Annotated in this window: 9 protein-coding genes; all 9 read left to right on the forward strand. The window is 73.0% G+C overall.

Going from position 1 to position 15,590, the window contains the following annotated elements; genetic code table 11:
- The first annotated feature begins 28 nt into the window (after window positions 1-28).
- The 9 genes from QQM67_RS24220 (at window position 29) to QQM67_RS24260 (ending at window position 15,585) form a co-directional block, all read left to right on the forward strand.
- Entirely contained in the window at window positions 29-319 is a 291-nt protein-coding gene (locus QQM67_RS24220; protein ID WP_314176400.1) for a hypothetical protein, read from the forward strand.
- A gap of 122 nt (window positions 320-441) precedes the next feature.
- Window positions 442-639, forward strand: a complete 198-nt coding sequence (locus QQM67_RS24225) for an MbtH family protein (protein ID WP_314176402.1) — start codon at window positions 442-444, stop codon at window positions 637-639.
- Window positions 636-2,993 carry a non-ribosomal peptide synthetase gene (locus QQM67_RS24230; protein ID WP_314176403.1) on the forward strand — a complete coding sequence of 786 codons (2,358 nt, stop codon included), beginning with the start codon at window positions 636-638 and terminating at the stop codon, window positions 2,991-2,993. Before QQM67_RS24225 ends, QQM67_RS24230 begins: the two co-directional genes overlap by 4 nt.
- Before the next feature lie 54 nt (window positions 2,994-3,047).
- Window positions 3,048-4,319, forward strand: coding sequence for a cytochrome P450 (locus tag QQM67_RS24235; RefSeq protein ID WP_314176404.1), 1,272 nt, complete (start codon window positions 3,048-3,050; stop codon window positions 4,317-4,319).
- Between the two features lie 89 nt (window positions 4,320-4,408).
- Window positions 4,409-5,149, forward strand: coding sequence for a thioesterase II family protein (locus tag QQM67_RS24240; RefSeq protein WP_314176405.1), 741 nt, complete (start codon window positions 4,409-4,411; stop codon window positions 5,147-5,149).
- A 14-nt stretch (window positions 5,150-5,163) separates the two neighbouring features.
- A complete protein-coding gene (locus QQM67_RS24245; protein WP_314176406.1) occupies window positions 5,164-9,981 on the forward strand; it encodes a non-ribosomal peptide synthetase in 4,818 nt (1,605 codons plus the stop codon).
- Window positions 9,978-13,250, forward strand: a complete 3,273-nt coding sequence (locus QQM67_RS24250; protein WP_314176407.1) for a non-ribosomal peptide synthetase — start codon at window positions 9,978-9,980, stop codon at window positions 13,248-13,250. The genes QQM67_RS24245 and QQM67_RS24250 overlap by 4 nt, the downstream gene beginning before the upstream one ends.
- On the forward strand, window positions 13,247-14,437 hold the full coding sequence (locus QQM67_RS24255) for an alpha/beta fold hydrolase (RefSeq protein WP_314176409.1): 1,191 nt from the start codon (window positions 13,247-13,249) through the stop codon (window positions 14,435-14,437). The genes QQM67_RS24250 and QQM67_RS24255 overlap by 4 nt, the downstream gene beginning before the upstream one ends.
- Before the next feature lie 5 nt (window positions 14,438-14,442).
- Entirely contained in the window at window positions 14,443-15,585 is a 1,143-nt protein-coding gene (locus QQM67_RS24260) for a branched-chain amino acid aminotransferase (RefSeq protein ID WP_314176411.1), read from the forward strand.
- Window positions 15,586-15,590: the final 5 nt, after the last annotated feature.

Here is a 15,590-nt window from a genome sequence, read left to right on the forward strand (position 1 = left end):
TTCACGGCCTCTCACTGAATGGATAGAAATGCGAATCGCTGTTGCGTACTTTCTGCCGCCGCCCGGTGAGTCGGCCGACATCGGCGACTACTTCCTCCGGTCGGCGGACGCGACAGCGGGACTTCAGTACGTCCACGTCCAGCGGTCGCGCGGGCTCGTCCTGGTGACCATGTTCCTGCTCCATCTCACGGGCCACGAGGCGCTGGACGCGGCGCGGCGCCTGTGCTCCGTCGTGATGGAGGAAGAGCTCTCGCGTTCGTGGGTGCTGGTCGAGGTCGCGACGGCCGGCGAAGGGGACACGATGCCCCGCTCCATTTGAGGACGCGGCTGGCAATAACTTGCCGTGGCAGCACGCTGAAGTCGTGGACACGCGACTCCGCCGCGCCCGTGCCGTCAGAATCCAAATGCTCACGGAAATGAATCGCCCAAGGGGAGACGCCTGTGTCGGAAACCGGATCCGTTCGGTATGCGGTAGTGCTGAACCACGAAGAGCAGTACTCGATTTGGCCCGCCGCTCGTGAAATTCCAGCGGGCTGGCGGGCCGAGGGAACAGAGGGCTCCAAAGAGGAGTGCCTGGCCCATATCGACCGGGTCTGGACCGACATGCGTCCGCTCAGCGTCAGGACGGTCGACGCGTGAACGGGACGGCGAACGGGACGGCGAAGGGGCCCGACCGGGCGGCGGGCACCGGCACCGGTACCGGCACCGCGGAGGTTCTCGCGGCAGTCGCGGGCGCCGTGTACCACCGTTCCCGGCAGGAGCGGATCGCCGTCGGCTGCGTCGCCGAGGCGGAGGGCGAGCGGCGCGAGGGCGTCGCCGTACTGGACGTCGACGAGTCGGAGACCTTCTCCGGGCTGCTGGAGCAGGCGGAGAAGGCGCTGGTCGCGCTCGGCGCCGAGGCCGATCCGGAGGGCGGGGCGCCGGAGCCGGCGATCTGGTTCAGCGCGGTCTCCCAGGACGGCGGGAGCGTGCAGGCCGCGCCCGCCGGACGGCCTCTGGTCGAGGTGCGCCCCGGCCCGCGGATCGAGGTCGCGGCCGGTGACGACCCGGACTGGGGCGCGGGCGAGGACGAACTCTTCGCGGGCACGGTGCGATCGGTGCTGCAAGCGGGCAGGAAGGACCCCGACGCGCTGGTCGCCTCGACGGCGCCGCTGACCGGGGCCGAGGGGACGACCGGCTTCTGGGGCACGGGCCGCGCACCACGGGAGGCGGTCCGCCTGGAAGAGATCATCGACGCCCACGCCGCGAGCGACCCGGACGCTCCCGCCGTCAGCTGCGGCGGACGCACCCTCACCCGCGGCGAACTGGACGAACACGCGACGGCGCTGGCCGCCCGCCTCCAGGCACGGGGAGCCGGCCCGGGCAGCGTGATCGCCGTACTGATGAACCGCTCGGCCGAGCTCATCGTCTCGCTGCTGGCCGTGCTCAAGTGCGGGGGCGCCTACCTGGCCCTCAACCCGGACGACCCGACGCCCCGCCACGCCGGCCTGGCGCGGGACGCCGGAGTCGAACTCGTCGTGGCCGACGGCGACTTGAAGGGCCTCGTTCCCGAGGGGCTCGCGGTCGTCGACCCCGCCGGGGGCAGCGAGGGCGGCCCGGCCTTCACGCCGCCTTCCGGCCTGACGCCCGAACACCTCGCCTACGTCTGCTACACCTCGGGCTCCACCGGCGAGCCCAAGGGCGTGGCCGTACCGCACCGCGCCGTCTCCCGGCTGGTGCGCGGAACGGACTGGGTGGACATCCGCGACGAGGACGTCTTCCTCCACCTCTCGCCCGTCTCCTTCGACGCCGCGACGTTCGAGATATTCGGCGCGCTCGTCAACGGCTGCCGGCTCGCGGTGCTGCCGGCGGGCCGCGTCGAGATGGACGAACTGGCCGCGACCGTACGGGAAGAGCAGGTCAGCGTGCTGCTGCTGCCCACGGGGCTGCTGCACACCACGATCGCGTCCAGGATCGACGTCTTCGACGGCGTCCGGCACGTGCTGACGGGCGGCGACGTGGCCTCCGCGCCGCATGTGCGGCAGCTCTTCGAGGCGCATCCGGACGTGCTGTACACCAACGGCTACGGGCCGACCGAGAACACCACCTACACGACCTGCTGGACGACGCCGGTCCCGCCCGCCGGGCCGTCCGTGTCGATCGGCGGCCCCGTCAGCGGCACCTCCGTGGCGATCCTCGACGGCGAGGGCGACCCGGTGCCCGCGGGTGTCGTCGGCGAGCTCTACACGGCGGGGGAGGGTCTGGCATGGGGCTACCTCGGGCGTCCGGCCGCGACGGCGGAGCGCTTCGTACCGCATCCGTCCCCGAGGGTGCCCGGCGAGCGGATGTACCGCACAGGCGACCTGGCCAGACGGCGGGCCGACGGCGGTGTGGAGTTCGTCGGCCGCGCCGACCAGCAGGTCAAGGTGCAGGGCTTCCGCGTCGAACTCGGCGCCGTCGAGGAGGCGTTGGTGCGCTGCCCGGAGGTCTCGGTCGCGGCGGTGGCCGCCCAGCAGGACGAGAGCACCCGCAAGCGGCTCATCGCATACGTCGTCCCGGCGGACCCCCGTGACCTGGTGGACCCGGCGGCCGGCGGCCCGGGCCTCGGCGCACGGCTCCGGGAACGGCTCGGCGCCGAACTGCCGGGCTACATGGTGCCGTGGGCGATCCAGATCCGTCCCGAGCTGACGCTGAACCGGAACGGCAAGGTGGACCGGCGTGCCCTCCCGGCGGTCAGCAGGGCGCCCCGCGACGTCTGGAACGAGTACGTGGCGCCCGTCACCGCGCTGGAGCGCGATCTGGCGGAGCTCTGGGGCCGGGTTCTCGGCATCGAACCGGTGGGCGTGGAGGACGACTTCTTCGACCTCGGCGGCCACTCGCTGATGGCGGCGGGCCTCATCACCACCATCCAGAGCGAGTTGGGGGTCGCTGTCTCCGCGCGCACCCTCTACCTCCAGCCGACGGTCGCCGAACTCGCCGCGGCCATCGAGCAGACCGCCACCACCGGACACTGAAGGCCATGCCCGTCTGCGCCACGGCGTCCGGCGGGCCGACAGACAGGACGACCCGTGCTGGAGATTCCCCAACCGGTCGCAGGCTGCCCGTTCGTGGGCGGTGCCGCCGCCGCTGCCGATCTGGCCGACCCAGGTCTGTACAGCGCCGGCGACCCGCACCCGGTCTGGAGCGAACTGCGGGCGCACGATCCGGTCAGCCGCCGGTCGGCGGCCGGCGGCCACGCGTACTGGTCCGTCACCAAGTACTCCGACGCCGACACGGTCCTGCGCGACCACGGGACGTTCACCTCCGAGCGCGGCACGCTGCTTGTCCTGCTCGGCCAGGACGATCCCGCGGGCGGCCGGCAGATGGCCGCCACCGACCCGCCCCGCCACGGCGACCTGCGGGAACCGCTCCAGCGGGCGCTGACCATCAAGCGCGTCGAGGCGAAGCGGGAGCAGATCCGGGAGGCGGTGCTCGGTCTGATCACGCCGCTCGGCGACGGCGGCACGTACGACCTGGCCGAGCAGATGACGAAGATGCCCATGGCGGTCATCGGTTCGCTGATGGACCTGCCGCACGCCGACCGGCCGAGGCTGATCGAGCTGACCACGGCCGCCATCGCCCCCGACGCGCCCCGGTTCGCCCGCCCCGGCGGGACCCGTGCCGTGCTCAAGGCGGCGCACCGCGAACTCTTCGCCTACTTCCAGGATCTGGTCACGGAGCGCCAGCGGGCTCCGGGCGACGACCTGGTCAGCCTTCTGCTGCGGATGGAGATGGACGGCCGGACGCTGACGGCGGGCGAGATCGTGGCCAACTGCTACAGCCTGCTGCTCGGGGCCAGCGTCACCATGGCGCAGGTTCCCGTCACGGCGCTGGACGAGCTGATGGGCACGGCCGTGCTGGACGACTGGGCGAACGACCCGACGGCGCTGGCCTCGGGCGTCGAGGAGGCGCTGAGGTGGTCGTCGCCGACGAACCACTTCATGCGGTACGCGACCCGCGACGTACGGCTGCGGGGCAAGGACATCGCGGCGGGCGACGCGGTCGTGGTGTGGCTCGGATCGGCGAACCGCGACGAGGAGGTCTTCGACGACCCCTTCACCTTCGACATCCGCCGCCGCCCCAACAAGCACATCGCCTTCGGCATCGGGCCGCACTACTGCGTCGGGCACACCGTCGCCCGGGTCGCGCTGAAGGTCGTCATGGCCGAACTCTTCAGCCGCTTCCGCGACTTCGCGCCGGCGGGCCCGGGCGTGCGGCTGCACTCCAACATCATCGCCGGCTGGGAGAGCTTGCCCGTGACCGCCCGGGTGCGGCCGTCGCGCGCGCCCGTCGCGTACTGATCCACGGCCGTACCGATCCATGGCCGTACTGATCCATCGCCGTACGGAACGGCTGAACGACCGGACTACCGGAACCGAGGAATTGACGGATGACATCAACGACCAGGCCGCGCAGCCGGCTCTTCCTGCGCGAACCCCTCGCCGAGGCACGCGCGCGCGTCTTCCTGCTCCCGTACTCGGGCTGCGGCGCCAGCATGTACCGGCAGTGGCCGGCACTCCTCGACGGGGTCAACTTCTGCCCGGTGCAGCTGCCCGGCCGCGAGAACCGCATGCGCGAGGCCCCCTTCGAGACATATGAGAAGCTCGCGGACTCGCTGGCGGAGGAGCTGGCTCCCCATCTCGACAGGCCCTACGCGCTGTTCGGCCACTGCAGCTCGGCCCTGGCCGCGTACGAGACGGCCGTGCGGCTGACCGAGCGCGGCGGGCGCGCGCCCTCGCGGCTCGTCGTCTCGTCCGAAGTGGCGCCGCAGGACGGTCCGTACGGCCGCTTCCTGGAGATGACCGACGACGAACTCGCCGAGGAGCTGCGGGAGTTGCTGATCGGCATGGGCGGTGAGCCGCGCCCCGACCTGATCGACCTCACCCTGGGCGTGCTCCGGCACGACGTCGACGTCAACAAGCGGTACCACACGCCCCGTCCGACCCCGCTGGCCTGCCCGATCACCTCCGTGGGGTGGAGCGGCGACAGCGGGATCGAGCCGTCGATGATGGGCGGCTGGTCCGCGTGCGGCGATGTCGAGCATGTGCTTCTGGAGGGCGGCCACTACGCGTTCGCCGGTGCTCCGCCCGAACTCCTGCGGCTGTTCACCGACCCCTTCACGACGGCCTAGGACGGACCGCGCAGATGACATCGACGGACCGGCGGAGCGGCGCACTGTCGCCGGCGAAACGCGCCCTGCTGGCACAGCTGCGCGGAGGCACGGGGAAGCACGAGCCGGCGCTCTCCGCGATCCCCCCGCGCCCCGACCCGCGGACGGCACCCGCGACCCGCTCCCAGCAGTCGCTGTGGTTCCTCGACCAGTACCTGGGAGCCGGCGCCAACTCCACGTACAACCTGTGGTCGGCCCTGCGGCTGCGGGGCGATCTGGACACCGCGCTGCTCACTCGCTGCCTCGAACGGGTCGTGGCCCGGCACGAGGTGCTGCGGACCACGTTCGGGTGCGTCGACGGCCGGGTCGAGCAGCGCATCGCACCGCCCGGGCCGCTGGAACTGCCGGTACGCGAGACCACCCCGGCGGAGGCGGCCGAGGCTGTGGGCGCAGCCGCGCGCGAGCCGTTCGACCTGGTGAGGGGACCCCTGCTGCGGCCCGTGCTGTTCCGGATGGGTCCCGGTGAGCACGTCCTGCTGCTCGCCGCCCACCACACCGTCTTCGACGGGATCTCGGCGCAGGTCCTGCTGCGGGAGACGTCCCTGCTCTACGCCGCCGGGCGCACCGGCACCGAGGCCGGACTGCCGGAGATCACAACCCAGTTCGGGGACTGGGCGGCCTGGACGCGAGAGCCCGGGCAGCAGGCCGAACAGGGGCGGCAGCTGAAGTACTGGGCCGAACGGCTCGCTGACGCACCGGCGTTGCTGGAGCTGCCCACCGACCGGCCCCGGCCGCTCGTGCAGTCCTTCGACGGCGCCGAGACGGGGATCACGATCGGCCGGCCGACCACCGAGGCGCTGCGCGCCCTGTGCAAGGAGGAAGGGGTCACCCTCTTCACGGCCCTGCTCGCCGCCTACCAGGTGCTGCTCGCACGCCACTCGGGACAGCGGGACGTCTGCGTGGGCGTTCCGGCCGCCGGCCGCTCGCACCCCGAGACGCAGGACCTCATCGGCTTCTTCGTCAACACCCTTGTCGTGCGCGGCCAGGTGGACGCCTCGCACACGACCTTCCGAACGCTGCTGCGCGAGGCGCGCCGGGCGACTGCCGAGGCGTACGCACACCAGGACGTGCCCTTCGACCAGGTCGTCGCCGAGCTGTGCCCCGACCGCGGCGCCGCGCACAACCCGCTCTTCCAGGCCTACTTGGACGTGACACCGGCCGGTGCCGGCGCGGTGGAGTTCGCCGGCTTCGAGTGCGAGGACTTCGTACTGCCCGCGGGCGACGCCAAGTTCGACCTCAGCCTCGGCGTGACGGAGCACGAGGACCGGATGGAGGCGGTCTTCGACTACCGCACGGACCTGTTCGACGCGGTGACGGCCGAACGGTTCGCCGCGCGCTTCGCCGAGCTGCTGAGCGATGTGGTGGCCGCGCCCGACCGGCGGCTGGGGGACCTGCCGCCGCTGCCCGCCGACGAGCTGTCCCGGGAGCTGGCGGCGGGCGAGGGCGACGCGGTCCGCGTCGACGACGACTCGCTCGGGGCCGCACTGTCCGCTCAGGCCGCGCGTACGCCCGACGCGGTCGCCGTCAGATACGACGGCGCCGAACTGACCTACCGCGCGCTGGAGTCCAGGGCGGCCGGGCTCGCCCGGCTGCTGATCGCCCAGGGCGCGGGACCGGGCCGCACGGTCGCCGTGGCCGTGCCCCGCTCCCTGGAGCTGATCGTCGCCCTCGGCGCCGTCGTCCGCTCCGGCGCCGCCTATCTTCCCCTCGACTCCGACCACCCGGCGGACCGGCTGCGGTTCATGGTGGAGGAGGCACGCCCCGTGTGCGTGCTGACGACCGGGGGGCTCCTCGAATGCCTCCCGGAGGGGCGGACCCAGATCGTCCTGGACGACCCTGCGGTGATCCGGCGGCTCGGCGAGCTGCCGGACGGGCCGGTGCGCGACGGCGAACTCCCGTCGCCCCGCCACGAGTCGGACCCCGCGTACGCCCTGTACACGTCCGGCTCGACCGGACGCCCCAAGGGCGTCCTCGTGCCGCACCGCGGTGTCCTCAACCGGCTGCGCTGGATGCAGGCCGAGTACGGGCTGACCCCGGCCGACCGCGTGCTCCAGAAGACGCCCTCGTCGTTCGACGTGTCGGTGTGGGAGTTCTTCTGGCCACTGCTGGAGGGGGCCGCCCTCGTCGTGGCCCGGCCCGACGGACACCGCGACCCGCACTATCTCGCGGAGCTCGTGCGGAGCGAGGGCGTCACCACGGCGCACTTCGTGCCGTCCATGCTCGACGTCTTCCTTCAGGAGCCCGCCTCGGCGCGGTGCCGGAGCCTGCGCCGCGTCATCGCCAGCGGGGAGGCGCTGCCCGCACCGCTGGCCGGGCGCTTCCACCAGGTGCTGCCCGCCGCCGAGTTGCACAACCTGTACGGGCCCACCGAGGCGTCCGTCGACGTCACGCACTGGCACTGCCGGCCGGGTGCGGACGGCACGGAGATCCCCATCGGCAGGCCGGTGTGGAACACGGCCGTCCGGCTGCTCGACGACGCGTTCCAGCCGGTTCCGCCCGGAAGCCCGGGCGAGCTCTTCCTCTCCGGCGTCCAGCTCGCCCTCGGGTATCTGCACCGGCCGGGGCTGACGGCGGAGCGCTTCGTGCCCGATCCCTGGGGACCGGCCGGGTCACGGATGTACCGGACCGGGGATCTGGGCCGCCGCCGCGCCGACGGCGCGCTGATGTTCCTCGGACGCACCGACGACCAGGTCAAGATCCGGGGCCTGCGCATCGAACTCGGCGAGATCGAGGCCGTGCTGAGCGGCCATCCGGATGTCGTCCGCGCCCTGGTGACCGTGCGCACGGGCCGGCCGGGGGAGCAGCGCGTGACCGCGTACGTCGTCACCGGCAAGGAGAACAAGGAGAAGGAGCCACCGAAGCCGGACGAGCTGCGCGAGCTCGCCGCCGCCTCTCTGCCGCAGTACATGGTCCCCGCCGACATCGTGCTGCTCGACGCACTTCCCACGACGGTCAACGGCAAGGTCGACAAGGGCGCCCTGCCCGTGCCCGAGCCGGCCCGTCTCCCGGCTGCCGCGGTGCCCGAGACCGGGCAGGAGGCCGTCCTGTGCTCGATCTACACGGAGTTGCTCGGCCTGGACGACGTGGGGCCCCTCGACGACTTCTTCGTCCTGGGCGGCGACAGCATCGGCTCGATCCAGCTGGTGGGCCGCGCCCGCCGCGCGGGGCTGCTGCTGACCGCACGGCAGATCTTCGAGCACCGCACGCCCCGCGGTCTGGCCGCCGTCGCGGCGCCGGTCGACGACGGCCCGGGGGAGCCCGCGCCGGAGGACGAGGGCACCGGGACCCTTCCGCTCACCCCGATCATGCGCTGGTGGCGCGGCCGGGGCGGCCCGACCGGCGGCTTCCACCAGTCCATGCTCGTGAGCACGCCGCGGGGCATGACCGGGCGCCAACTCGCCGCCGTACTCCAGGCCTTGCTCGACAGGCACGACATGCTCCGCGCCGTACTCGCCCGCGGACCGGAGGGCGGGGAACTGCTCGACGTACCGCCGCCCGGCACCACGCGCGCCGAGGACGCTCTGACCCGGATCGACGCCGCAGGGCCGGGCCGCTGCCCCGGGCCGGGCGGCGCCCGCGCGGGCCACGAGGCCGCCGCCGCGGAGGACCTCGTCCCCGAAGAGGGCCGCATGGTGCGGGCCGTCTGGTTCGACGCCGGACCCGAGGCGCCGGGGCAACTGCTGCTGCTCGTACACCACTTGGCCGTGGACGGGGTGTCGTGGCGCATCCTCGGGGACGATCTGGCGCGGGCCTGGCAGGACGTGGCCGCCTCGCGGCCGCCCCGGCTCGACCCGGTGCCCGTCTCCTTCCGGCGATGGTCGCGGCTGCTGCACGAGAGTGCCGTCGATCCCGGCCGCGAGGCCGAACTGGCCCACTGGAGCAGGACGTTCGAGTCCGGAGGACCGCTCCTTGAGCGGGTAGGAGCCGCGAAGGAGGGCCGCGACACCGTCGACCAGGCCCTGACCCTGAGCCGGACGCTTCCGGCCGGGGTGACGGGAGCGCTGCTGGGGTCCGTGCCCGCCAGGTTCCGCACGGGGCCCGAGCAGGTCCTGCTCACCGGGCTCGCCCTCGCGGCGGCGGCATGGACGGCCGGAAGCGGGCCGGAGAGCCGCGGCGCCCTCGCCGTCAGCCTCGAAGGCCACGGCCGCGAGGAGTCGGTGGCCGAGGTGGATCTGTCCCGCACCGTCGGCTGGTTCACCAGCCTGTATCCGGTGCTGCTCGACGTCACGGGCATCGACGCCGACGAGGCGCTGGCCGGCGGCGAGGCGGCCGGAACGGCTCTCAAGCGCGTCAAGGAGCAGCTGGCCGGGGTTCCGGGCCGCGGGATCGGCCACGGCCTGCTCCGCTGGCTCAACCCCGTTGCCTCACAGACCCTTTCGGCCCTCCCGGAGCCGCTGATCGGCTTCAACTACCTGGGCAGGTTCGGCGCGACCGGGGCCGAGGAGGCCGTGCGCGACTGGCAGGCGGTGCCCGGCGAGCCGCTGATGGGCGGCGGCGTGCCGGCCGGGACGCCGGTGCCCAGCCCGCTGGACATCGTGGCCCTCACCGAGGACGGGCCGGACGGGCCCCGGTTGACCGCGAGCTTCACATGGCCCGGGGGGCTGCTCCCGGAGCACGAGGTCCACGAGCTCGCCGACCTGTGGACCCGCATGCTCGAAGGCCTCGCGCGGCACACGGCGGATCCCGCCGCCGGGGGCGTGACGCCCTCGGACCTGACCCTGGCCGGGCTCGCGCAGGACGAAATCGACGATCTGCAAGCCGAACTCGCCCTGGATTGGGAGGCCGAGCTGTGACCAGTCACGACCCGGGAGAGGTGCCGGGCGCGGAGCCCTCCGTGGCGCAACGGAGCCTGTGGTTCCTCGACCGCATGGCCGACGGGCCGCTCAACACCCTCGCGTGGCGCGTGGAGTTGGCCGGTCCGCTGGACACCGGGGCGCTTCGGCAGTCGTTCGAGACGGTCGTCGCCCGGCACGACAGCCTCCGCACGCGCTTCGAGGAGCACGGCCACCGGCCCCTGCGCCTCGTCGAGGAGACGGTGGACCTTCCGTTCGCCGTCGAGGACCTGCGCACCGTGCCCGCCGCGGACCGGGAGGCGGAAGTACGGCGCCGCTGCGAGGAGGACGTGCGGACCGGATTCGACCTCGGGCGGGCACCGCTGCTGCGGGTGCGCGTTCTGCGTACCGGCGACGAGACGCACCACGTGCTGATCGCCGTACACCACATCGTCTTCGACGCGGTGTCGCTGGACATCCTCCTCGAAGAAGTCACCGGCTGCTACGCCCAGTCGGCGGCGGGCCGTCGGCCGGTGCTGCCGCCGCTGCGCGCGGACTACGGCGGCCACTGCGACGCACAGCGCGAACTCCTCGCCGGGCCGCGGCGCGACAAGCTCGCCGCGTACTGGCGCGGACAGCTGGACGGCGTGCCTCCGCTGCTCGACCTTCCCACCGACCGCCCGCGCGGCCCCGAGCAGCTGTACGGCAGCGCCGAGCACACCCTGCGGCTGGACGCCGAACTCTCCGGGCGGCTCCGGGACTTCGCACGCGCCGAGCGCACCACGCTCTTCTCGGTGCTCCTCGCCGCCTTCCAGCTGTTCCTGGCACGCCAGTCAGGGCAGCGGGATGTCGCCGTCGGCTCCCCGGTCTCCGGGCGGACCAGCAGCGAATCCGAGGCCCTCATCGGCTTCTTCGTCAACACGGTGGTGCTGCGCGGCCGGGTCGGCGAGGCGGACTCGTTCCGTACGCTCGTGCGGCGGAGCCGGCGGACCGTCTTCGAAGCGCTCGACAACCAGCAACTGCCCTTCGACACGGTCGTCGAGGAGCTGAAGCCGGACCGCTCACTCAGCCACAACCCGCTGTTCCAGGTGCTGTTCGGGATGCGCACGGCGACGGCGCTCGACGCGGACGGCGCGGAGACCGGGCTGTCCGTGCGGAGCGTGGAGCCGGTCGACAACGGCAACTCGCAGTACGAACTCGCCGTCGCGGCGGTCGACGGCAGCGAGTGCATCGACCTCGTCGTCGAGTACGCGCCCTCTCTGTACGACGAGGCGACGGCCGCCGGCTTCGGCGAGCAGTTCCGGCAGCTGCTCGCCTCGGCGATGGCCGACCCCGACTCTCCGGCGGACGGGCTCGACCTGCTCGGCGCGGCGACCCGGCACACGGTGCTGTACGGCTGGAACGACACCGCCCGTCCCGTCGAACAGCTGCCCCTGCCGCTGCTGTTCGAGGACGTCGTGGCCCGGCACGGCGACTTCCCGGCCGTCGAGTCCGGCGAAGTGAGCCTCGACTACCGGGAGTTGAACGAACGGGCCAACCGGCTCGCCCGGCTGCTGATCGCGCGGGGCATCGGCCCGGAGGACATCGTCGCGGGAGCGCTGCCACGCAGCTGCGACTACGTCGTGGCGCTGCTGGCCACGGTCAAGGCCGGCGCCGCCTACCAGCCGCTCGACCTGGCCCACCCGGAGGAGCGCCTGCGCACCGTGCTGAGCGACGCCCGGCCCGGCGTCGTGCTCTGCCTGGGCGCACCGGCGCCGTACGTCCCGGACGGCTCGCTCGCCGTGGTGCTGGACGAGCCCGGCACCGCCGCCGAACTCGCCGGACTCCCCGCCGCGAACGTGACGGACGACGAGCGCACCACGCCGCTGCTGACCGGACATCCCGCGTACCTCATCCACACCTCCGGATCGACCGGCGTCCCCAAGGGAGTTCTCGTCCAGCACAACGGCCTCGCCACCCTCGCGGGCAGCCAAGCGGAGGGATTCGGGGTGACGCCGGGGAGCAGGGTCCTTCAGTTCGCCTCGCCCGCGTTCGACTCGTCCATCGCGGACCTGGCCGTGGCGCTGCTCGTCGGAGCGACGCTGGTGCTGCCCCTGGACGACGAGCGCGTCCCCGGGCCTCCGCTGCGCGACCTGCTGCACCGGCGGCGCGTCACGCACGCGCTGCTGCCGCCCGCGGTGCTGACGGTGATGGACCCCGAGCACGCGCTGCCCGAGGGCGCGACGCTGATGGTCGCGGGCGAGGCGTGCCCGGGCGAACTCGCCGACCGGTGGTCCGCGTCCCGGACCATGATCAACGCCTATGGCCCGACGGAGGCCACGGTCGGCGTCACCATCAGCGATCCGCTCTCCGGCCCGGGGGCGCCGCCCCTGGGGCGTCCCGTGTGGAACACGCAGATCTACGTGCTGGATTCCGCCGGACTCCCCGTCCCGCCGGGCGTGGCCGGAGAGCTGTACATCGGCGGCTCCCAGCTGGCGCGGGGCTACTTGGGGCGCCCCGGGCTCACCGCCGCGTCCTTCGTCCCGGACCCGTACGGGACGGTGCCCGGCGGGCGGCTCTACCGCACCGGAGACCGGGGCCGGCACCGCAGGGACGGAGCGCTGGAGTTCCTCGGCAGGGTCGACGACCAGGTCAAGATCCGCGGATACCGGATCGAGCCCGGCGAGGTGGCCGGTGTGCTCCAGGAGCACCCCGAGGTCGCCGCCGCCACCGTCGCGGTGCGCGAGGACGTGCCCGGCGAGCGCCGGCTCGTCGCGTACGCCGTGCCCGCGCCGGGCGCCTCGGTGGACGAGGCGGCGCTGCGCGACCACATGACGTCGCGGCTCCCCGGCTATCTGGTGCCCTCGGCGTTCGTGCTGCTCGACGAGCTTCCGGTCAGCCGCAACGGAAAGGTGGACCGCAGGCGGCTGCCCGCCCCGCCCAGCACTCTCGCCGGCACGGGCGGACGTGCCCCGCGGGCCGCCGCCGAACGGCTCGTCGCCGCCGTGTGGGGCGAGGTCCTCGGCGTGGACGCGTCCTCGATCGCCGCCGACGACGACTTCTTCGCCATCGGCGGCCACTCGCTGTCGGCCGCGGCCGTCGCCGCCGCGCTCCAGGAGATGTTCGAGGTCCGGCTCACAGCCGCCGCCGTGTTCCAGGCGCCGACGCCCGAGCACCTCGCCCACCGTCTGGCCGCCGAACTCGGCGGCGAGGAGAAGGCCGAACCGGCCGCCGAACTGCTCCTGGAACTCATGGCCATGACCGACGAGGAGGCCGCCGCCAGGCTCGCGGAAGGAGCCGAACACTCATGAACCCCACCGAAGACCGCGACTGGTTCCCCGGCAGAAGCCGCGTCGCAGACCCCGGCATGAGGCTCTTCTGCCTGCCGCACGCCGGAGCCGGCGCCTCCGCCTACCGCGGATGGCAGCAGTCGCTCGGAGCGGACGTCGAGGTCGTGCCCGTCCACCTCCCCGGACGCGAGAGCCGGATCACGGAGCCGCCCGAGGCGGACATCCGGCGGCTGGCCGAGCGGCTGGCGCAGCCGCTGGCCCGTCGTGCGGCGGGTCTGCCGTACGCCGTGTTCGGCCACAGCATGGGCGCGCTGCTCGGCTACGAACTGACCCGCCTCCTGGCCGGGGCGGGGCGGCCTCCCGCGCTGCTGATCGCGTCCGGGGCGTCCGCGCCGCACCTGCCGATCGCCGCGGACCCGCCGGTCCACCTCATGCCGGAGCAGGAACTCCTCGCCCATCTCGGCGAGTTGGCCGGCACTCCGCGCAGCGTGCTCTCCGACCAGGACCTGCTGGAGATGGTCGTCCCGGCGCTGCGCGCGGACTTCGCCGCCTGCGAGACGTACGTACACGAGCACCGGCCGCCGCTGTCCGTACCGCTGCTCGTCCTGGGCGGGGACGCGGACCCGGGAGTGCCCGTCGACTCGCTCGATCCCTGGAGCGAGCACACCGGCGCATCCACCACCGTCCGGGTCTGGCCCGGCGGCCATTTCTTCCACCACGAGAACCGGGAGGACGTCATGGAACTCATCGCGAAGGAAACGCACAAGGCACGGCAGGCACAACAGGCCCAGGAGCAGGGGCAGAAGGCGCCCCAGGAGCAGGAGGGGCCACGGGCCGGGCAACAGCCCGGCCCGGCCTCGCCGGAGGAGACCGTCCGCCGCTACTACACCCTGGTCGACGCCCAGGACTTCACGGCCCTGGTCGAACTGTTCGCGCCCACGGCCGTCTACCGGCGGCCCGGCTACGAGCCGCTCGTCGGCCGCAAGGCGCTCGCCGAGTTCTACGGAGGCGAGCGGGTCATCCTCCAGGGCAGACACGCCATCACCGAACTCGTCGCCGCCGACGGGAAGGTGGCCGTCAACGGGCGGTTCAGCGGAACCGTCAAGGGCGGCAAGGAAGTCGACCTGAAATTCGCCGACTTCTTCACGCTCGACGCGGAGGGCCGGTTCGCGGCGCGCGACACCTTCTTCTTCGCCCCGATGGTGTGATGCGCATGCTGACGGAGAAACTCACAGACGATCTCGTGGAGAACGCCGCCGGTCCCGGCTTCACCCGGCGGCTCGCAGCGCCGCGCGCGACGGCCCCGGAACGCGCCGCCAGATCGGCCGACGCGGCCTTCGGCTCCGCCTTCACCGAGCACATGGTGACCCTGCGCTGGAACGAGCGGGACGGCTGGCACGACGGCGAGCTGCGGCCCTACGAGCCGCTCAGCCTGGACCCGGCGACCGTCGGACTGCACTACGGACAGGCCGTGTTCGAGGGACTCAAGGCCTACCGCACCGCCGACGGCCGGCTCGGTGTGTTCCGCCCGCACGCCCACGGGGAGCGCTTCCGCCGGTCCGCCGCGCGGCTGCTGATGCCGCAGCTTCCGACGGAGACCTTCGTACGGGCGGTCGAGGAGCTGGTGCGGGCCGACGCCGACTGGGTGCCCGGCGAGAGCCAGCGCAGCCTCTATCTGCGTCCGCTGATGTTCGCGTCCGAGGCGCACCTCGCGCTGCGCCCGGCCCGGGAGTTCCGTTTCCTGCTGATCGCGTTCGTCACGGAGCGCTTCTTCGAGACCCCCGAGCCGATCACCGTGTGGGTCGGCGAGGAGTACGCCCGGGCGACCCCCGGCGGCACGGGAGCGGCCAAGTACGCGGGAAACTACGCGGCTTCGTACGCGGCCCAGTCCCACGCCGCCGAGCAGGGCTGCGACCAGGTGGTCTGGCTGGACGCGACGGAGCGCCGCTGGGTCGAGGAACTCGGCGGGATGAACATCCTCTTCGTCGAGGAGTCCGTCGAAAAGGGCGGCGGAGGCAGGCGGCTGGTCACGCCTCCGCTCACCGGCACCATCCTCCCAGGCGTGACGCGGGACGCCCTGCTGAGCGCGGCGCCCGGCCTCGGCCTGTCCGTCGAGGAGCGGTCCGTGAGCGTCGAGGAGTGGCGCGAGGGCTGCCGAGTGGGCCGGATCAGCGAGGTGTTCGCCTGCGGAACCGCCGCGCAGGTCAGCCCCGTCGGCACCGTCCGCACGAGCGAGGGGGACTTCACGGTCGGCGACGGCCGGCCGGGCCCGGTCGCCGGGATGTTCTCGGATCTGCTCTCCGGCATCGAGCGGGGCCTCGCACCCGATCCGGAGGAATGGATGCACTACGTATGACGACT

Origin of the sequence: Streptomyces winkii (genome assembly GCF_032248595.1) — a bacterium.
GTDB lineage: Bacteria > Actinomycetota > Actinomycetes > Streptomycetales > Streptomycetaceae > Streptomyces > Streptomyces winkii.